Here is a 19,106-nt window from a genome sequence, read left to right on the forward strand (position 1 = left end):
CCCGCCTGTGCGGGCGTTTTTGTTTTTGTGCCTTTCGTACAAATCATTACACCTCAGTACATCAATCCAACAAATAAATCATAATTAGTGTGATCAACTAATTGGATCGAAAACTATCTCTATAATACTCTACCCGCGCGGCCAATCACCGCAGTCTATAACAAAATAAGACTTTTTCGGCGCGTTTAAGAATACGCGTTCATACTTTTCGGGATGGCTTTGAAAGGCGATGGAATATGAATAAAACTGCACCTACGGGCTTGCTGCAGCAACCTCGTCCGTTCTTCATGATCTTTTTTGTAGAGTTATGGGAACGATTTGGCTATTACGGCGTTCAGGGCATCCTGGCGGTATTTTTTGTTAAACAACTCGGGTTCTCTCAGGAACAGGCGTTTATCACCTTCGGTGCGTTTGCTGCACTGGTGTACGGTCTGATCTCCATTGGCGGCTACGTCGGTGACCACCTGCTGGGTACCAAACGCACGCTGGTGCTCGGTGCTATTGTGCTGGCAATCGGCTACTTCATGACCGGGATGTCCCTGCTGAAACCCGATCTGATTTTTATCGCATTGGGTACCATTGCCGTTGGTAACGGGCTGTTCAAAGCTAACCCGGCAAGCCTGCTGTCAAAATGCTATCCGCCCAAAGACGCCCGGCTGGACGGCGCCTTCACCCTGTTTTATATGTCGATTAACATCGGTTCCCTGCTGTCACTGTCGCTGGCCCCGGTTATTGCCGATAAGTTTGGCTATGCGGTGACCTATAACCTGTGCGGGGCGGGGCTTATCGTCGCGCTGCTGGTTTATTTTGCCTGCCGTGGGATGGTGAAGGACATTGGTTCTGAGCCAGACCATAAGCCGCTGGTATTCCGCAACCTGCTCTGTGTACTGGCCGGTACGGTGGTGATGGTATTCCTGTGCGCCTGGCTGATGCACAACGTTCAGGTTGCCAACCTGGTGCTGATCTTCCTGTCGATTGTGGTCACCATCATCTTCTTCCGCCAGGCATTCAAACTGGATAAAACCGGACGCAATAAGATGTTCGTGGCCTTTATTCTGATGCTGGAAGCCGTGGTGTTCTACGTGCTGTACGCACAGATGCCAACGTCTCTGAACTTCTTTGCTATCAATAACGTACACCATGAAATTCTGGGCTTCGCCATCAACCCGGTGAGTTTCCAGGCGTTGAACCCGTTCTGGGTCGTGCTTGCCAGCCCGGTACTGGCGGTGATTTATACCCGCCTGGGCAACAAAGGCAAAGACCTGACCATGCCGATGAAGTTTACGCTCGGGATGTTCCTGTGCTCGCTGGGCTTCCTGACCGCCGCCGCCGCCGGTATGTGGTTTGCCGATGCGCAGGGGCTGACTTCACCGTGGTTTATCGTGCTGGTGTATCTATTCCAGAGTCTGGGTGAGTTGCTGATTAGCGCCCTGGGGCTGGCAATGGTCGCTGCACTGGTGCCGCAGCACCTGATGGGCTTTATTCTGGGAATGTGGTTCCTGACCCAGGCCGCGGCGTTCCTGATGGGCGGGTACGTGGCGACGTTCACTGCCGTCCCGGAAAACATCACCGACCCGCTACAAACGCTGCCTATCTATACCAACGTCTTTAGTAAAATCGGTCTGGTTACGCTGGCAGTCACGGTGGTGATGGCGATTATGGTGCCATGGCTGAATCGGATGATTAATACGCCAGATAGCAGTAAGTAAGCTTATTTTTAACATTAACCGCGAGTCACATCGCGGTTTTTTGTCTTTTAAGTCTTACGCTGTAAGAGTATAGTTTATACAAAAAGGTCATCATGGACGGACATGACCATGAACTATATTGAGTTTATTGAGACTTCAGTCTTCTCACGCCAGCGAGAAGCTCTGCTCTCCGAGGACGAGTATCGGGCATTTCAGGAAATGCTCATTATAAATCCATTGGAGGGAGATTTAATTCAGGGTACAGGCGGTTGCAGGAAGGTCCGCTTCGCACGCGAAAGCAACAACAAAGGCAAAAGCGGTGGGATTCGTAGTATTTACTATTTTCAAAATGGCGAAGGGCGTATCTGGCTTTTCATGGCTTATCCTAAAAGCAGAAAGGACAACCTGAGCGGCGAAGAAAAAAACGCACTCAAGGCCATCATTCACCAATTGAAAGAGAGCTCGTTATGAATGATTTCTTTAAAGAACTGATGGAATCGGCAAGCGAGGCCGTTGAAATCAGCCAGGGTCGCAAAGCTGCCGCCCAGGTCACCCGATATGAGCTTCCAGATGTCAGGGCTATTCGAAAGCAAGCCAAAATGAAGCAGGATGAATTTGCACAGGCGATAGGTGTTTCATCCTCCTTGATCCAGGCCTGGGAACAAAAAAGGCGCATTCCAACTGGAACCTATTTAAAGGTTCTCCGCGTTATAGAACGCAACCCGGAAATGGTCAATCTTTTCAAAATTGCCTGAGATATCGCCCGTTCGGCCTTGCGCTATCGGGCATTTTCAGCGGTTAACCTTTACGCGCGTCAATCCAGTCCTGCACTTCCACCACAAAAGTATCCGGCGCTTTGCGGTACATCTTGCGGGCTAAATCCAGGATTGTGTGCTGACCGAGCGCTTCTTCCATGCGCTGCTGCGCCATATCCATCACTGAGCGCACGCCGCAAATCCCTTCACAAGCCCACTGGGGCGGATGTTCCTCGAAAACGGCTAAACGCTGGCGGATTTCGCGGCATTCGAAAATGCGCTTGTCGCCGTCAATGGCGTTGACCACGTCCAGCACCGTGATGTGCTCGGCAGGCCTGGCGAGCTGAAAACCACCGCCCTTCCCTTCAATGCTGCGCACCAGCCCGGCCTTCGACAGGCGGGTGAAGATTTTGGCCAGATAGTCATACGGCACGCTTTGCAACTCGGCAATTTCCCGCACGCTCATATCTCGCGCATCGCCCTTACTATCGACCATACACATCAGACTATGGATGCCGTACTCAACCCCGGAACTGTAAAATGCCATTCTCTTATCTCAGCCAATATTAATCTGAGTTATTGTAGCTTTTTCGGCTTACAGTTTCCAGAATCTCCGAATGCGATCTCGTTCAATAAAAATATAATTAGATAAATATCAAATAGATAAATACAGAATCATATGCAAACCAGTAAGTTTATGAGGAATCACATTGCAATTCGCAACTACGACCAATAAAATCCGAGTCAATAATTCGTAGTTACCAGTGAGAAACTCCAATGCGTAAACAAATTCTGATCGTGGGCGCCGGTTTTGCCGGTATGTGGGCAGCATTAAGCGCCGCACGACTGGCGGATAAACATCAGCAATCTATTGATATTACAGTTATTGCACCGCAGCCAGAGCTGCGCGTACGCCCGCGTTTTTATGAGAATGACGTCCAGACGCTGGTCGCACCGCTGCAGCCACTGTTTGATGTCACCGGCGTGAACTTCCTGTGCGGCACGGTAACGCAATTGCTTCCGCAATCCAAAGAAGTGAGCTGGACGGACGCGTCGGGCCAAAAACAGCTTCTCAGCTACGACCGACTGATTCTGGCAAGCGGCAGTCAGGTAAACCGTTCCATGGTCGCCGGAGCCGCGCAGCACGCCTTCGATCTCGATCAGCTGGAAAGTGCAGCCGTACTGGAGCAACACCTGAAAGGTCTCGCACACCAACCGGAAAGCGAAGCACGCAATACCGTAGTGGTCTGCGGCGGCGGTTTTACCGGTATCGAAATGGCGCTGGAATTACCGGGTCGCCTGCGCGACATTCTGGGCGCTGATGCTAAGACCAGAGTTGTCGTAGTTGAACGCGGTCCACAGCCGGGTGCACGCTGGAGTCAGGAACTGCGTGACGTGATCGCCGAGGCCTCTGCGGAGCTGGGCGTGGAATGGCAGGTCAATGCGGAAGTCGAAAGCGTGGACGCGTCCGGCGTAACGCTGAAAGATGGACAGACGATTGCATCACAAACCGTTATCTGGACGGTCGGCGTGCAGGCGAACGGCTTAACGGCACAGATCGACGCCCCGCGCGATCGCCAGGGCCGCCTGCATGTGAACACCGAACTACAGGTTGTAGGGCATGAAGATATCTACGCGACGGGTGACGTCGCCTACGCCGCCACCGACGATAAGGGCAACCATGCGCTGATGACCTGCCAGCACGCCATTCTGTTGGGTAAATTTGCCGGGAATAACGCTGCCGCCAGCCTGCTCGACGTCGCACCACTGCCGTACCGTCAGGAAAACTACGTCACCTGTCTGGATCTCGGTGCCTGGGGCGCGGTATATAGCGAAGGGTGGGATCAGCAGGTAAAACTGACGCGTGCAGAAGCGAAGAAGCTGAAAGTGTCGATTGTTAGCGAGCTGATTTATCCGCCGAAGGCCGACCGCGCAGTAGCGTTTGAGATTGCCGATCCGCTGGCACCGTTTGTGTAAGCAGTATTGCCGGATGCGGCTAACGCCTCATCCGGCCTGGAAACTACGCTGTCCCGGCGTAGATATCAAACCTGTGACCTTTAGTGACCACCGCGTTTGGCGTTGCCACATCTGCCAGCGGTGGCGCGTAGTCCGGGCGCTTGACCACCACGCGTTTGGTGGCTAACTGGCGCGCAGGCTCCAGCAGGCCATCAGCGTCTAAATCAGGCCCCACCAGCGACTGGAACACGCGCATCTCTTTTTTCACCAGCGCGCTTTTCTGCTTATGCGGGAACATCGGGTCAAGGTACACCACCTGCGGACGCGGGGTGATATCGGTTAACGCCGTCAGGCTGGACGCGTGGATTAACTGCAAGCGCTTCTGCAACCACGGGCCAATTTCCGCATCGGCATAGCCGCGCGCCAGGCCATCGTCGAGCAGCGCTGCCACCACCGGGTTACGTTCCAGCATCCGCACATGGCAGCCAACAGATGCCAGTACAAACGCATCGCGCCCCAGCCCGGCAGTCGCGTCAACCACATCCGGCAGATAATCGCCTTTCACGCCAACGGCTTTCGCCACCGCTTCACCGCGACCGCCGCCGAACTTGCGACGGTGCGCCATCGCCCCGCCGACAAAATCCACGAAGATGCCGCCAAGCTTTGGCTCATCGCGTTTGCGCAGTTCCAGATGTTCCGGTGTCATCACCAGCGCCATCAGATTGTCTTCATCGTGTTCCAGCCCCCAGCGGGCGGCCAGAACAGATAAGGCGCCGTCTCCGGCGCCCGTTTCATCAAGTAAGCAGATCTTCACGCGAATAATCAGCCTTTAATCCCGTAATGCTCCAGCATCGCATCCAGCTGCGGCTCACGGCCACGGAAGCGTTTAAACAGCTCCATTGGCTCTTCTGAACCGCCGCGGGTCAGGATGTTTTCAAGGAACGACTGACCGGTTTCACGGTTGAAAATCCCTTCGTCTTCAAAGCGAGAGAAGGCGTCCGCCGCCAGCACGTCAGCCCACAGGTAGCTGTAATAACCCGCTGCGTAACCCCCGGCAAAAATATGGCTGAAGGCATGCGGGAAGCGGCCCCACGTTGGGCCCGGCACCACGGCAACCTGCTTTTTAATCTCCGCCAGGGTGTCGAGGATTTTCGCCCCTTGCTGCGGGTTAAACTCAGCGTGCAGACGGAAGTCGAACAGGCCGAACTCCAGTTGGCGCAGGATAAACAGCGCCGCCTGATAGTTTTTCGCCGCCAGCATTTTATCCAGCAGTTCTTTCGGCAGCGGTTCGCCGGTTTCATAGTGACCGGAGATAAACGCCAGCGCTTGTGGCTCCCAGCACCAGTTTTCCATAAACTGGCTCGGCAGTTCGACGGCATCCCACGGTACACCGTTGATGCCGGAAACACCGGCCGTTTCGATGCGGGTCAGCATGTGGTGCAGACCGTGACCGAACTCGTGGAACAGGGTGATCACTTCGTCGTGGGTAAACAGCGCCGGTTTGCCGCTGACCGGACGGTTAAAGTTACAGGTCAGGTAGGCGACCGGTTTTTGCAGCGAACCATCAAGTTTGCGCATCTGGCCGACGCAGTCATCCATCCACGCCCCGCCGCGTTTGTTTTCGCGGGCGTAGAGGTCAAGGTAGAAGCTGCCGCGCAGCGCGTTGTGTTCGTCATACAGCTCGAAGAAGCGCACTTCCGGGTGCCAGACATCAACATCGGTACGCTCTTTGGCGGTAATGCCGTAAATACGTTTAACCACTTCGAACAGGCCGTTAACGGCTTTGTTTTCCGGGAAGTACGGGCGCAGCTGTTCGTCGCTGATGCTGTAGAGATGCTGTTTCTGTTTTTCGCTGTAGTAGGCAATATCCCACGGTTGTAGCTCATCCACACCAAATTCAGCTTTCGCAAAGGCGCGCAGCTGAGCCAGCTCTTTTTCACCCTGCGGGCGGGCGCGTTTTGCTAAGTCGGTCAGGAAGTCGAGCACCTGCTGTGGGCTCTCCGCCATTTTGGTGGCAAGGGATTTAAAGGCGTAGCTTTCAAAGCCCAACAGTTGAGCCAGCTCGTGGCGCAGCGCGAGGATCTCTTCCATCACCGGGCTGTTGTCCCATTTGCCCGCATTTGGCCCCTGGTCAGACGCGCGGGTGGAGTAGGCGCGGTACATCTCTTCACGAAGCGCCTGGTTGTCGCAATAGGTCATCACCGGCAGGTAGCTTGGGATGTCCAGCGTCAGCAAATAGCCTTCCTGCTCTTTGGCTTCGGCCTGTGCTTTAGCGGCAGCCAGCGCGCTTTCCGGCATGCCGGAAAGTTCCGCTTCGTCGGTGACCAGCTTAGTCCAGCCCATTGTGGCATCGAGGACGTTGTTGCTGTACTGGTTGCCCAGCTCAGACAGACGGGTGGCTATTTCGCCATAGCGCTGCTGTTTTTCTTTTGGCAGGCCAATACCGGAAAGCTCAAAATCACGCAGTGCGTTATCGACGGCTTTTTTCTGCGCGGTATTCAGGGTGGCATAATGATCGCCATCACGCAGGTCACGGTACGCCTGGTACAGACCTTCATGTTGCCCAACCCAGGTGCTGTACTCAGACAGCAACGGCAGCGTTTGTTCGTAGGCTTCACGCAGCTCCGGGCTGTTTTTCACCGAGTTCAGGTGGCTGACCGGAGAGAAAATACGCCCCAGGACATCGTCCACTTCCGCAAGCTGCTGGCAAAGATTTTCCCAGGTGTACGGCGCCCCCTGCGCAACCACACGCTCAACGTTTTCACGGCAATCGTTCAGTGCCTTAGTGACGGCGGGTACAACATGCTCCGGCTGAATTTTGGAAAACGGCGGCAGTTCGAAGGGAGTCAGCAATGGATTGGTCATTAGCGCAGTCCTGTTGAAAAGAGTGAATGAAGCGCGCATACCGGCGCTATGCATATTATTTGTAGAATGGGGTTAAGTGTAGAGGATTTCAATGCCAGGCGTTGCGCTTTCGCGGCAGTGGCGACTTTTCTGTATACTGTGGCGATATGCTCTATTTTCGCCCGATGGCACGCAGCTTGTCGGGCCTACGTTTACAACCTGGAACACGTTTACCCATGCTCAGTTATCGCCACAGCTTCCACGCTGGCAACCACGCCGACGTCCTTAAACATACGGTTCAGAGCCTGATCATCGAGTCGCTCAAAGAGAAAGATAAACCGTTTCTCTATCTGGACACCCACGCCGGTGCGGGTCGTTATCAGCTGAGCAGTGAGCGCGCTGAACGTACCGGAGAATATCTGGAAGGCATCGCCCGCATCTGGCAACAGGACGACCTGCCTGCAGAACTGGAGCCGTACATCAGTGTGGTTAACCATTTCAACCGTAGCGGCCAACTGCGCTACTACCCGGGTTCACCGCTGATTGCCCGCCAGTTACTGCGCGAGCAGGACAGCCTGCAATTAACCGAACTGCACCCGAGCGATTTTCCGCTGCTGCGCTCTGAGTTTCAGAAAGATGAGCGCGCACGCGTGGCAAAAGCCGACGGCTATCAGCAGTTAAAATCTAAATTACCGCCGGTCTCCCGCCGTGGGCTGATCCTCATCGATCCGCCGTACGAAATTAAAACCGACTACCAGGCGGTAGTCGCCGGCATCAACGAAGGCTACAAGCGTTTCGCGACCGGCACTTATGCCCTGTGGTATCCGGTGGTCCTGCGCCAGCAAATCAAGCGCATGACCAAAGAGCTGGAAGCGACCGGCATTCGCCGCATCCTGCAAATTGAGCTGGCGGTGCGCCCGGACAGCGATCAGCGCGGTATGACGGCGTCCGGCATGATTGTGGTTAACCCACCGTGGAAGCTGGAACAGCAGATGAACAATGTGCTGCCATGGCTGCACAGCAAACTGGTTCCAACGGGAATCGGGCATACCTCGGTCAGCTGGATCGTGCCGGAGTAATCGCAGCCATCGGTGGAACCTTTTGATTTCAGGTATACAATCGCGAATATTTTGGCGGAGGGCATAACGCTTCTCCGCCCAACAATGAACATGAAGGAGCGGTCATGACCAAACACTATGATTACATCGCTATCGGCGGCGGCAGCGGCGGTATTGCCTCCATTAACCGCGCGGCCATGTACGGCCAGAAATGCGCGTTGATTGAGGCCAAAGAACTCGGCGGCACCTGCGTCAACGTTGGCTGTGTACCGAAGAAAGTGATGTGGCATGCCGCACAGGTTCGTGAAGCGATCCACATGTACGGCCCAGATTATGGTTTCGACACCACCATCAACAAATTCGACTGGGACAAGCTGATCGCCACCCGTACCGCCTATATCGACCGTATTCACACTTCGTACGATAACGTGCTGGGTAAAAATAATGTCGATGTGATTAAAGGCTTTGCCCGCTTCGTGGATGCCAAAACCATTGAAGTGAACGGTGAAACCATTACCGCCGATCATATTTTGATTGCTACCGGCGGTCGCCCGAGCCATCCGAATATTCCGGGCGTGGAATACGGTATCGACTCCGACGGTTTCTTTGAACTGCCAGCCCTGCCAAAACGCGTAGCCGTTGTGGGTGCAGGCTACATTGCCGTTGAACTGGCTGGTGTGATTAACGGCCTGGGTGCCCAAACGCATCTGTTCGTGCGTAAACACGCGCCGCTGCGTAGCTTTGACCCAATGATCGTCGACACGCTGGTTGAGGTAATGAACGCGGAAGGCCCGACTCTGCATACTCACGCTATTCCGAAAGCGGTGGTTAAAAACGCTGACGGCAGCCTGACCCTGCAACTGGAAGACGGTCGTAGCGAAACGGTAGATTGCCTGATTTGGGCGATTGGTCGTGAACCTGCAACCGACAACTTCAATCTGGCGGTTACTGGCGTGAAAACCAACGAAAAAGGCTACATCGTCGTTGATAAATTCCAGAACACCAGCGTGCCGGGTATTTATGCCGTGGGTGATAACACCGGGGCCGTTGAGCTGACGCCAGTTGCCGTTGCCGCAGGCCGTCGTCTGTCCGAGCGTCTGTTTAACAACAAACCGGACGAGCATCTGGACTACAGCAACATCCCGACCGTGGTCTTCAGCCACCCGCCAATTGGCACCGTCGGTTTAACCGAGCAACAGGCTCGCGAACAGCACGGCGATGACCAGGTGAAAGTGTATAAATCATCGTTTACCGCGATGTATACCGCTGTCACCACACACCGTCAGCCATGCCGCATGAAACTGGTTTGCGTAGGCCCGGAAGAAAAGATTGTCGGTATTCACGGCATTGGTTTTGGGATGGACGAAATGCTGCAAGGCTTTGCGGTGGCACTGAAAATGGGCGCAACCAAGAAAGACTTTGATAACACCGTTGCCATTCACCCGACCGCATCGGAAGAATTTGTGACCATGAGGGGTTAATGTAGAAAACGCATCCCTACACCTTTATGATTCTGAAAAACTGGCTGTAAAAGGCCAGTTTTTTATTGCTGTTATCAATGTATGTAAGCCCTATCTCGCTTTGTTGTCTGAATCAACACAGGTTTAACAGGTTGTTAATCGCGGTCATTCTGTTTCCAGTGTTGCAACACGTTCCAGTATCACCATCCACAGTCCTTATGCCTTGATAAAGAAATTCGGACCAGACTCTTACCACCAACAAAAAACCGTCAGGTGCTGTTACATCTATGGCCATCGTAAGATCCATCTCGACCTGCGTGATACCGGGCAACGGTGCGGTGTTAACTGGGCTTGGCGGCAGGTGAAACGTGCTGGAATAAAGGCCCTGGTTGGATACCGGAGTTCGCGCGGGCGTAATATGAAAACCAGGCTCGGAAGTGTCTGGATTATCCGTGGCAACTCATAAAAAAGTTTAGTCAATATTAAAGACGGCTTCCCTTTCAAAGGTATTTAGTTAGCCTGCTAGTTATTTGCGATACATAAGTGATAAAAAAAATTTCTTTTGCACAAATTGGTAAAAAAATATCAAACATAAGATTCAAAATAAAACAAAATAGAAAATCACCCACCATCAGGATAGCTAAAGTAATTGAAAGCACATCGTTCTGATGGCTTCTGGAGGTTTCATGAAAAAGGTTAATATACAGGACAAACTGAATTTTACTGATACGGAAACCATCGCAATAGAAAGCATAATGACAAATAAGTACCTGGTCATTTATACTGACAACTGCGATTTAACAATACAAAAAAATAATGAGACTTTGTTTTTCCCGCAAAGGACTTTTGTATTTATAGAGCGCGGAATAAAATTCTCTTGCAAAATAAAAAAATCACTCCCAGGGATAAAACCATATAGAGTTATACGTCTTGACAAAAAAGAATTGGTTATGCTCAAAGATGTTTTTAAAGCAACACACAGTTACTATCTTGATGAAAAGGTGATTGCAAGAAAACCCCATAATAAAATTATTGGTGTTGAAGGGCGCCAGGAATATATAGAGGAATTCAACCGTGCTGAGTCTACTACGGACCAACCACTAAAAATACTCAAATTAGCTAATATTATCTCACGAATTGGGCGATCGAAAGAAATCATTAACTCATTAATCGTATCTGCAGCTATTACATTTACAGATAAGGTTAGAAATATGATTGAAGAAAACACATCTAGAAAATGGCGTCTGAATATGATTGCCGATGAGTTTAATATTTCAGAAGTCTCTGTCAGAAAGCGTCTTGAGTCAGAGGGAACATCATTTAATAATTTATTAGTTGAGATTAGAATGAATAAAGCAATGCAATTACTGCTTGAAAATGAATTGCAAATACATCAAATCTCGCGAGATGTAGGGATCTCAAGTCCATCTTATTTTATAAAAAACTTTAAAGACTATTTTGGCATTACACCAAAACAATTTATTATTTACTTTAGAAGTTAAATATAAGTGATTTACGTTTATAAATCATTACCCATTATGAGGGGTGGGTAGATATACTTTCACACAATATAGCTGCTGCCCATCCCTTGCCTTACCATTTAATTGAATACATTCAATTATGAATAGATCAATTTTAAAATCAATGAACAATATAAAAAAACGACCAAATATGATATATTCTTCCCATGTACCATTGTACTCAAGCTCCCAATAACACCCACTGTAAGTTTCATAGTTATAATTGGTTGCATCGCTATAACCAATCATGGCCACTAAGTTAATCTCCGTTTTATATGAGCTTGGATCGAATGTCGTTACAATAACTGCTTCATTTTTTGCCGAGAGAATAGAAGTTACTTCTTGCAATCTGATATTGTTACTCCTGGAATATGGCTTACCCAATAAACTATCACGATAATGAAACTCCTTAGTATTCAATTTTAAAGAATCAATTACCTTCATCACTGGACTTTTAATGTATAAATTGATAGATACCCCCAAAAATAAACCAGTACAATCAAAACCCGATTCATTTCGATATTCTAAAGGAGTAACATTAAACTCTCGTAAAAACGCACGTGTAAATGATTGTTGAGTCGAAAAATTCAATTCCATCGCAATATGGTAAATCTTTTTTTTGGTTAATTTTAAAAGAATAGCAGCCTGAGTTAGTTTTCTTTTCCTGATATAGGTACTAATGTTCATACCTGTGAAGATTTTAAATATTTTTTGTATATGTCTTTTACTATACCCTGACATATTTGCCACATCAACAACACTGATGTTGTCTTTATTATAAATCATTGCTTCTATTTTTTTAATCACACCATCCACAATCTCTTTGCTGTCCATAAATCACACCTCAGAGTATTAAATTTTTATCAATGCTAACACTTAATTCTGTACCCGTCTAATGATAAAATTACGAATACCCCATGATAACAAGTCCAAAGATGTATTTATGAAGATAAGTATGCCGTCAGATAAAGCACTAAACCAATTTAGATTTTATGCACATATCGCCTCCAACACAGAAAGAAAGAGGAAGTATGATCTCGCAGCTCAATTTTGGGAGAAAGCATTGCAGTATGCTTTAAGTAATGAAAATATTGAATGGGCTATCCGTAGAAAAAAATTTTGTTTAAAACAAATTTCGTCACACAAGAAAAATCAAGATATCTAATACTAATAATACGTTTCAGAATTAAAGTTTTGCATATGCGATGCTAGCTATAATTCATTATAGCAAGCCGTTTACAAATCATCATGAGTATAAACAATGAAATAATTTATTTTCGTTGTTTTAATATAGAGAATGATACCATCCCGATTCAACCAGGAAAGCGTCAGTGTAGCGGACTGGTTATGCCCTATTTAAAAGGTTCATCGAAAACCTGCAGCAATCTGGGTGAAAGCGGAATAGAATAAACAGCGGGCGAATTCCAGTGATATAGAACAGGTAGAAAGTGCCTTTCTGCAAAGCGATCACTTTTCAGAAAGGCACTTTACTCAGCAACTTTTTAACGATCAATCGTGCCAGGTATTAAACCGACATCATGGTATGGAAATTTCCATTACAGCTGCACCACTTAAATTTCCCGGTTGACTACTCGCAGTCTTTTTTAATACTGATTGAATAGTTAAATTACCGTTTCCTGATATAGTGATATCCGCAGAAGGTGATGACGCGGAAATATTTGTGTTTTCTACTGTCAAAACAGAATCCCAACCATTTCCTAATCCAACACCCACACCATCAGAGTATTCAGTTGTCGGAGTATTTAGAGATTTTAGGGTTAATTTAAACTTAACATCACTAGGAAGTTGACACTTAATGTTTATAGAACTACTCGTAGTATGACCATCTGCAGATGAAATTGAATGCCCTCCATGTGACAGTTCTATTTTACTTGGAAACACCTCACACTTATTATTGATTGTAATATCGAATGGAAGCGAGGCCTGGGTAGTTGAAATATCATCAATACTATCCAGCGGCCATCTTGAAAGCCATTGGTGCATAATTCTACTAGAATAGTACGAAGCAAATCCTATCCTCATCGGTATAGACCCCGTATAATGACCCACACCAAGATGTCGTACATCAAGAAGTAAGGATGAATCAAATGCCACAGGGCCATAATTAGTAACATGCCCGTCGGCATAACATCGATACTGTGTTAAGGGCATGCGTCTATCTTCTATTTTTTTATATAAAGCATAATGTCCTGTCCTGTCAATAACAGTAGTATCTGATGGTGTTTGGCCAATACTGATTGGTATCTCTACACCATTTGCACTTATTTTTTTCGGTAGAAAAAGATAATAATCAAGGCCTTCAATATCTACTGATACAAAATTACTGGTTTTACAAAATTTAGCTTTAAGATATAGATTCCCCGGCGTAATAGAATTTAATGCTACAGGAATACTTGATATAGCATTTCCATTGTATTCTAATCTACCCATTTCAAAACCATCATTTGGTGCTGTCCAAAAAAAACCGTAAGTCACATAACCAAGATGTGGTAATGTCCCTATATAATCAGCATGTACTGGAGTCGAAAATTGACTAGCAATGAATGCACACAGAAATAAAAATCGCATATATACCTCTAGTTTAGATAGTATTTAATAGTGGTTTTTATATAACGATATATAACAAAGTAATAAAACAAATACGATTACACATAAAAAATATTCATGGTAGCCGTTGCACTAAATGTACCAGCAGTAAGTGCCTCGCTCCCATACTTATAAGGTGCAGCAGTAAAGGTAAAATGACTTCTTTCAGTATTTATTTGAGATAACCCTTTTTTAATTTTATCTTTATCTACATTGACCTTCAAAGGGAAACGACTGTCAACAGAATCTCCCTGGTACAGGGCAATCCCTAAAGATGAGGCATTTACCCCTGTAGTCTTTAGAATATTCTCACCTTGCACACCGGTGTTTGATGTAAAACTTATATAGGGCACTCCCGAATTATTCACACACAGAACTTCAACTGTTTTTGTCTGTTTGAATTTATTACCATCAACTTCTTGAATTGATACCTTTCCAAAATTAATCTCAAAGCTCGCGTCGTTATTTATTTTGCACGGCTCATTATAAATTTCCCCTGTTATTTCTATTTGAACCTCTTCAGCCAGGGCACTGCCGAGAGTTAATGGAAAACATGCAATTAGAATCCGAATTCCATTTTTTACTTTCATTTTCATCAAAAATATTTTACTGTTTATATTGATAGCACTGGCATTATTCATACGTAATCTCAAACCTGGCCAAAGATTCGTATTCTCCCGGCTGTACACTTTTATTCGAAATGGCATCTGGCGTTGCTTGGACATATGCAAAAAAATCAAAATTCATACTACCATCAATTAAAGGCGTACCATTCGAATGATTATGATTCTCACCTAATTTAAGTGGAGTTTTCCCATCCGTATCAAGTAACCCTATAGCCAGCTTTCCTTCATTTCCCGAACCAGTGACACTAAGAAAATAATCACTCCTCTCCTTCATTTGAGGTTCATTCTTACCGGAAAATCTAAACTTCACTATTTTCCATGAAGAGTTTGCATCACAATCACGCAAACGAATACTAAATTTCTGAGGCGGCATGTTACCAGGACTTATATGAAAATTTTTTACAGGATATTTTAAAAAATGAACCGTTTGATTATCACTACCAGTGTCAATCTTACAAGGGTAATCTGTTAAATCACCAATGAATGAGATGTCCACTGCTTTTGCTGAAAAAGCAATACTCCCAATCAAATGCAAAACAGCAATTCCCAAGGTCATTCTTTTCATTATCCCCCCCCTCTTTTATTCGTACCCCAGCAGTAGATGCAACAATGAGCTACTCGCAAGTGGTGCCATATGCGTGTGGTCTGATCTATTCTGGCTTACCAGGGCTTGCCGCTGATTTTTGCTCATGTAATATATGAGATGGTTTTGCCCATTCTCCAGTGCTACTTTTCCATTACTGAGCATCTTTTGCTCTGCCGGCTGCCCCCCCTTTCGGTTGTATAAAAGGGCACTTTGTGTAGCTATGGTCTTATCACGACCTGCCTGTATTTTTGCATCACCGTCACCACACCCTACAAGCTTTAGCTTAAACACGTACCGTTCAAGCATTCCTTGCGGTTGCATGTCCTTATGCAAATCAATTTCATTTGTTTCCAGGGTACAGGGAGAAGACAACAGCGCGCCACTGACTACCAGCATGCCGGTGCGACCATTCCTTTCATTCACCCATTGATGACGCGTCTCGTCCACATGCAAAAATTCTTCTTGCTTCACCCACTCATTTGCATATAACACGTTATTTACGATATAGCCTGCCATTAGAACAGCCAGAAAAACTCTGGCCGCGACCAGTTTCATCACTCCGCTCCGGGCTATTACCATTACTTTTTCACCGCCGTACAACGATCTCCACTGCAGCTAAATTGTAAGACTGGGCGCCCACCGTAATCGTTTATGTAGCTCAGATACGGTGTAGTGTAGCTACCTGATTTAACTGTTTTTGAAGACTTAGGAGCCAGCATCACCGGTTCAAATTCACCTTCTTCTGCCTGTTTTTTGCTGCCCCCCAGACCTATTACTGTTACATAGTATGGTGTTGGATTATCAATTGTGTAACCACCACTGGTTTTATTGAGTACTAACTGATCCTGCCATACAGCATTAGGTTCTGCTTTAATAGAATCAGGTCGATAAAAAAGTTTTATCTTCGTTTGCAGTGCTATTTGCAAAACATTCGCCTTGTCACTCTTAGGCGGAATCTCGCGAAGATTGAAATAGAAAATAGACTCTCTATCTTGAGGGAGTTTATTTATTTCCGGGGTGCTGGAAAGGCGCACCATACTTTTTTCACCAGGTTCAAGGCGTTGTACTGGTGGTGTAACAACAATCGGTCCCGTTGTGATTTTTTCTTGCTTTTCATTTTCTATCCATGCCTGAGCAAGGTATGGTAATTGATTGTTGTCATTGGAAATATTGAGAGTCATTGTTTTTTCCCCACCGTTAAAAACGGCTCGGGTGCGGTCAAGGGAAACGGCCGCATTAACAATAGGTGCTGCAGTCAAACATGCTGCAGTCATCAATATATTCTTAAATACTGGTGTTACTTTCAACATATTAAACCTCTCTCATTTTATGTTCTGATAAATCGCACATAAATAATCGGATGGAGAATATATCTCCATACTCCGAGTGAATAACGGCCTTCTATGCCTTTATGCATGGCAACAGTAATTGTTGGTCTGGATTTAGCTTCTCCGTAATATCTACGACGCACTGTATTTTTCCGTCCCAACTCACATTCAATCTTTCTCCGGGGGTTACCCCACTCAACCAAGAAAGTCCACTGTCTGCGACCATTCCCAGTTCACGGCCTTTAGCATTCATTACGCTTGCACCAAAGGGTGGATAACTGTTATCAGCCATACGCAACACGGCAAATAAGCGATTCCCCTTTAGAACTTCAAATTTACGATATCCTATTGCACCCTCGGTCAGGACGGATTCCACCACAGAACGACGAGCCTCGATGTCTGCTGGTAACTTCTTCATATCAACTGAGGTAGTGTTACGATAATAACTGCTCACATTTGTCACAACACCAATACCCCAATCGTTGGTCGAAACTCGACCACCATCGACGGGTACTCCTCCAACACCGTCAGTATCGACCAGTAAGCGGGTACTACCATTCATACCCCCCGCATGCAGGGCTGCCCCCTGTGCTGTAATGGTTGCACCACCTGAAGCACTCACCCCAAATGAGGTATAACCGTTCTGCACTGTTGAAAAATTGGCTGCAATATTAGCCAGTGGGCTGCTGTGGCTAAAGAACCCACTCATCTGTGTTTGAGACGGCAAGCTGTTGCCATTGCTCATACCTGCGTTCAACGAGTAGCTACTTAACCCACCATCCAGGGTACCGCTGTACCCTACGGTGTTAGTGTAACGATCGTTACTCATGCTGCTGCTATAATTAAGTGTTGTGCTTCCCCAAGGAACGGACAACCGCAGAAATACCGAATCGTTATCGTAGTTCTGGTATTTCGAACGGGAGGCAGACAATCCCAAAGAAACATTTTTCAAGCCAGCAGCATCGAAATATCTGTTCACTGACACCATGTAATAATCAGACATTTTCTGATCCCAGTATGTCTGATGGCTGTACTGCAGGTTAACGGATGTATTTGAGTCTACGAAGTTCTTATTAAACGTAACGGTATACATCTCCTTTTCACGTCTCGTGAAATCATTGCGATAACGGGCATCAAGGTACTGTTCCATGGTCATATAGTTACGCTCTGAGAAACGATACCCTGCAAATGTAATATCTGCATTTACATCATCAAAACGTTTTGAATAACTTAAACGCCAGGACTTACCTTGTTTTGTTTCATCCTCAAGTCGAGCCACGGATTGGGTAACATCCGTAGATACAGTACCAAATTCATTAAGATCACGGCCGAGACCAACAGCCAGGGCGTTATAATCTTCCGAAAAAATGCTGCCGCCATAGAGAGACCATTTATTACCGATCCCCCATGATGCTTCGCCGGATATAAAAACCGGACCTTCCATAGTGTGTTCGTAATTACGCGAACGACCTGAGACAAGTTTATAGCGAATTTGACCAGGTCGGGTAAGATAGGGCACATACGCCGTATCAACCTGAAATGTTTGCTTTCGTCCATCCTGCTCAATAACTTCTACATCAAGGCGTCCACGAACAGAACTATCCAAGTCCTGGATCGAAAATGGTCCAGCCGGGACAGTTGAATCATAAAGAATTCGATTCTGTTGCGAGATCACAACACGGGCATTCGTATTGGCAACCCCCGTAATCTGCGGAGCATAACCACGTAGTTTTGGCGGCAACATGCGATCATCGCTCTCCAGACTGGCACCAATGTATCGCCAGGGACTGAAGATTTCTGAATTAATGTAATTTTCACCCAGCGTTAAGTTAGCACGCCAACGCGGGAGTGCACGGTACATGTAAAATCGATTCCAGGTGAACTGACTCTCCGTCCCCCCTGCATTACCAGTGGTATGGTTAAGATTACCCTGGTAGTCTCCACGTAAACGCCATGCCCCTACATTGATACCTGTTGTACCGTAATAACTGAGTAACTGAGACTGTCCTCCCTGGTGCGGCTTATTTACTGTCCCGTTAATGTTATAGTCAAACAACAATCCTGGAATACCATCATCCCATTGTGACGGTGGTAGCCAAGACGCATCAGAGTACTCCAGCCACGCTTGTGGCATGTTAATGTGAAGCATACCTTGTGCCGTATTTGGGCGAATTTCGACCCCCGGCAAACGGCTGAAATCAGCACACTGTTCATTGTTCCAGTAGGTAACTTTCTCCAGAGATTCTTCAGTTAGCCCCATTCTGTTAACCATTTCAGGGGTCAGGCATGGCTGCGGTAATGACTCTTCCTCGCCTTTTCCTTGTGTTGGATGCTCCAGAAATGTTACAGAAAACGCAGTGGGTGAAACGCCTTGCCCATTCACTATTAATTCCATTTGATACTGCCCGGGCATGATATATCCCACTTGTGAGAATCGGGAAATATCAATATTTTTTCTGTCTACCGCATCCAGAACATCAGTATTAAAGTCTACAGCGTAAGCCGGCACACCCGATAGTGAAAGCATCAACGCATAGGTAATGTTATTAACGGTAAAATAATTATTCTTTTCCATTATCAATCATCACTTTTAACACGAATCAGAGTGATTCCGACAAACGAAAGCTATATTCCTCCAACAACAAGGAAATAAAACCATCATGTATGATGGATATGCT

18 protein-coding genes and 1 pseudogene are annotated in these 19,106 nt (G+C 47.1%); 9 read left to right on the forward strand and 10 right to left on the reverse strand.

The annotated features are described in order from the left end of the window. Positions 1–236: 236 nt before the first annotated feature. From dtpB to nadS, 3 genes are all read left to right on the forward strand, one after another. Positions 237–1,709, forward strand: coding sequence for a dipeptide/tripeptide permease DtpB (dtpB, locus tag JQ822_RS15465; RefSeq protein WP_213134194.1), 1,473 nt, complete (start codon positions 237–239; stop codon positions 1,707–1,709). Between the two features lie 108 nt (positions 1,710–1,817). After that, a complete protein-coding gene (locus JQ822_RS15470; RefSeq protein WP_342344248.1) occupies positions 1,818–2,159 on the forward strand; it encodes a type II toxin-antitoxin system RelE/ParE family toxin in 342 nt (113 codons plus the stop codon). After that, a complete protein-coding gene (gene nadS / locus JQ822_RS15475; protein ID WP_213134196.1) occupies positions 2,156–2,443 on the forward strand; it encodes a NadS family protein in 288 nt (95 codons plus the stop codon). Before JQ822_RS15470 ends, nadS begins: the two co-directional genes overlap by 4 nt. A gap of 43 nt (positions 2,444–2,486) precedes the next feature. On the opposite strand, the gene JQ822_RS15480 is transcribed toward nadS, so the two are convergent. After that, a complete protein-coding gene (locus JQ822_RS15480; protein ID WP_213134197.1) occupies positions 2,487–2,990 on the reverse strand; it encodes an RrF2 family transcriptional regulator in 504 nt (167 codons plus the stop codon). A 230-nt stretch (positions 2,991–3,220) separates the two neighbouring features. On the opposite strand from JQ822_RS15480, the gene JQ822_RS15485 reads away from it, so the two are divergent. Next, complete coding sequence (locus JQ822_RS15485; RefSeq protein WP_213134198.1) at positions 3,221–4,420, forward strand: NAD(P)/FAD-dependent oxidoreductase; 1,200 nt, start codon at positions 3,221–3,223, stop codon at positions 4,418–4,420. 43 nt (positions 4,421–4,463) lie between these two features. Here JQ822_RS15485 and rsmJ read toward each other — a convergent pair whose 3' ends face one another. Continuing rightward, a complete protein-coding gene (gene rsmJ / locus JQ822_RS15490) occupies positions 4,464–5,213 on the reverse strand; it encodes a 16S rRNA (guanine(1516)-N(2))-methyltransferase RsmJ (protein WP_213134199.1) in 750 nt (249 codons plus the stop codon). Positions 5,214–5,221: 8 nt separating this feature from the next. Next, positions 5,222–7,264, reverse strand: coding sequence for an oligopeptidase A (gene prlC, locus JQ822_RS15495; protein ID WP_213134200.1), 2,043 nt, complete (start codon positions 7,262–7,264; stop codon positions 5,222–5,224). 215 nt (positions 7,265–7,479) lie between these two features. Between prlC and JQ822_RS15500 the strand changes: the two genes are divergently transcribed. From JQ822_RS15500 to JQ822_RS15510, 4 genes and pseudogenes are all read left to right on the forward strand, one after another. Further along, entirely contained in the window at positions 7,480–8,322 is an 843-nt protein-coding gene (locus JQ822_RS15500) for a 23S rRNA (adenine(2030)-N(6))-methyltransferase RlmJ (protein ID WP_213134201.1), read from the forward strand. Positions 8,323–8,426: 104 nt separating this feature from the next. After that, a complete protein-coding gene (gene gorA / locus JQ822_RS15505; protein ID WP_213134202.1) occupies positions 8,427–9,782 on the forward strand; it encodes a glutathione-disulfide reductase in 1,356 nt (451 codons plus the stop codon). Between the two features lie 127 nt (positions 9,783–9,909). Further along, positions 9,910–10,176 (forward strand): annotated as a pseudogene (locus JQ822_RS24410) (hypothetical protein); the annotation flags it as partial. A 271-nt stretch (positions 10,177–10,447) separates the two neighbouring features. Further along, positions 10,448–11,263, forward strand: coding sequence for an AraC family transcriptional regulator (locus JQ822_RS15510; RefSeq protein ID WP_213134203.1), 816 nt, complete (start codon positions 10,448–10,450; stop codon positions 11,261–11,263). 27 nt (positions 11,264–11,290) lie between these two features. Here the strand turns inward: JQ822_RS15510 and JQ822_RS15515 are convergent, their stop codons facing one another. Continuing rightward, the gene (locus tag JQ822_RS15515; RefSeq protein WP_213134204.1) at positions 11,291–12,115 is read right to left on the reverse strand and encodes a helix-turn-helix transcriptional regulator; all 825 of its coding nucleotides are present in this window, start codon (positions 12,113–12,115) and stop codon (positions 11,291–11,293) included. A 109-nt stretch (positions 12,116–12,224) separates the two neighbouring features. Here JQ822_RS15515 and JQ822_RS15520 point away from each other — a divergent pair, with 109 nt between their 5' ends. Then, the gene (locus JQ822_RS15520; RefSeq protein WP_213134205.1) at positions 12,225–12,446 is read left to right on the forward strand and encodes an ANR family transcriptional regulator; all 222 of its coding nucleotides are present in this window, start codon (positions 12,225–12,227) and stop codon (positions 12,444–12,446) included. A 371-nt stretch (positions 12,447–12,817) separates the two neighbouring features. Here JQ822_RS15520 and JQ822_RS15525 read toward each other — a convergent pair whose 3' ends face one another. The 6 genes from JQ822_RS15525 to JQ822_RS15550 all read right to left on the reverse strand — a co-directional run bounded on the left by JQ822_RS15525 (position 12,818) and on the right by JQ822_RS15550 (position 19,003). Beyond that, positions 12,818–13,870 (reverse strand): PapG chaperone-binding domain-containing protein, encoded by a 1,053-nt coding sequence (locus JQ822_RS15525; RefSeq protein WP_213134206.1) that lies wholly within the window; start codon positions 13,868–13,870, stop codon positions 12,818–12,820. Between the two features lie 77 nt (positions 13,871–13,947). Further along, the gene (locus tag JQ822_RS15530; RefSeq protein ID WP_244848957.1) at positions 13,948–14,529 is read right to left on the reverse strand and encodes a fimbrial protein; all 582 of its coding nucleotides are present in this window, start codon (positions 14,527–14,529) and stop codon (positions 13,948–13,950) included. Beyond that, on the reverse strand, positions 14,522–15,079 hold the full coding sequence (locus JQ822_RS15535) for a fimbrial protein (protein ID WP_213134207.1): 558 nt from the start codon (positions 15,077–15,079) through the stop codon (positions 14,522–14,524). Before JQ822_RS15535 ends, JQ822_RS15530 begins: the two co-directional genes overlap by 8 nt. Positions 15,080–15,094: 15 nt before the next feature. Next, a complete protein-coding gene (locus JQ822_RS15540) occupies positions 15,095–15,655 on the reverse strand; it encodes a pilus-assembly fibrillin subunit (RefSeq protein WP_213134208.1) in 561 nt (186 codons plus the stop codon). A 23-nt stretch (positions 15,656–15,678) separates the two neighbouring features. Further along, a complete protein-coding gene (locus tag JQ822_RS15545; RefSeq protein ID WP_213134209.1) occupies positions 15,679–16,410 on the reverse strand; it encodes a fimbrial biogenesis chaperone in 732 nt (243 codons plus the stop codon). 91 nt (positions 16,411–16,501) lie between these two features. Continuing rightward, the gene (locus JQ822_RS15550; protein ID WP_213134210.1) at positions 16,502–19,003 is read right to left on the reverse strand and encodes a fimbria/pilus outer membrane usher protein; all 2,502 of its coding nucleotides are present in this window, start codon (positions 19,001–19,003) and stop codon (positions 16,502–16,504) included. Positions 19,004–19,106: the final 103 nt, after the last annotated feature.

The sequence above is a fragment of the Citrobacter sp. FP75 genome, from assembly GCF_018342065.1.
Classification (GTDB): Bacteria; Pseudomonadota; Gammaproteobacteria; order Enterobacterales; family Enterobacteriaceae; genus Citrobacter.

Coding starts and splice junctions, on each gene's coding strand:
- dtpB (WP_213134194.1), top strand. CDS start 237: ATGAATAAAACTGCACCTACGGGCTTGCTGCAGCAACCTCGTCCGTTC.
- JQ822_RS15470 (WP_342344248.1), top strand. CDS start 1,818: ATGAACTATATTGAGTTTATTGAGACTTCAGTCTTCTCACGCCAGCGA.
- nadS (WP_213134196.1), top strand. CDS start 2,156: ATGAATGATTTCTTTAAAGAACTGATGGAATCGGCAAGCGAGGCCGTT.
- JQ822_RS15480 (WP_213134197.1), bottom strand. CDS start 2,990: ATGGCATTTTACAGTTCCGGGGTTGAGTACGGCATCCATAGTCTGATG.
- JQ822_RS15485 (WP_213134198.1), top strand. CDS start 3,221: ATGCGTAAACAAATTCTGATCGTGGGCGCCGGTTTTGCCGGTATGTGG.
- prlC (WP_213134200.1), bottom strand. CDS start 7,264: ATGACCAATCCATTGCTGACTCCCTTCGAACTGCCGCCGTTTTCCAAA.
- JQ822_RS15500 (WP_213134201.1), top strand. CDS start 7,480: ATGCTCAGTTATCGCCACAGCTTCCACGCTGGCAACCACGCCGACGTC.
- gorA (WP_213134202.1), top strand. CDS start 8,427: ATGACCAAACACTATGATTACATCGCTATCGGCGGCGGCAGCGGCGGT.
- JQ822_RS15510 (WP_213134203.1), top strand. CDS start 10,448: ATGAAAAAGGTTAATATACAGGACAAACTGAATTTTACTGATACGGAA.
- JQ822_RS15515 (WP_213134204.1), bottom strand. CDS start 12,115: ATGGACAGCAAAGAGATTGTGGATGGTGTGATTAAAAAAATAGAAGCA.
- JQ822_RS15520 (WP_213134205.1), top strand. CDS start 12,225: ATGAAGATAAGTATGCCGTCAGATAAAGCACTAAACCAATTTAGATTT.
- JQ822_RS15525 (WP_213134206.1), bottom strand. CDS start 13,870: ATGCGATTTTTATTTCTGTGTGCATTCATTGCTAGTCAATTTTCGACT.
- JQ822_RS15530 (WP_244848957.1), bottom strand. CDS start 14,529: ATGAATAATGCCAGTGCTATCAATATAAACAGTAAAATATTTTTGATG.
- JQ822_RS15535 (WP_213134207.1), bottom strand. CDS start 15,079: ATGAAAAGAATGACCTTGGGAATTGCTGTTTTGCATTTGATTGGGAGT.
- JQ822_RS15540 (WP_213134208.1), bottom strand. CDS start 15,655: ATGAAACTGGTCGCGGCCAGAGTTTTTCTGGCTGTTCTAATGGCAGGC.
- JQ822_RS15545 (WP_213134209.1), bottom strand. CDS start 16,410: ATGTTGAAAGTAACACCAGTATTTAAGAATATATTGATGACTGCAGCA.
- JQ822_RS15550 (WP_213134210.1), bottom strand. CDS start 19,003: ATGGAAAAGAATAATTATTTTACCGTTAATAACATTACCTATGCGTTG.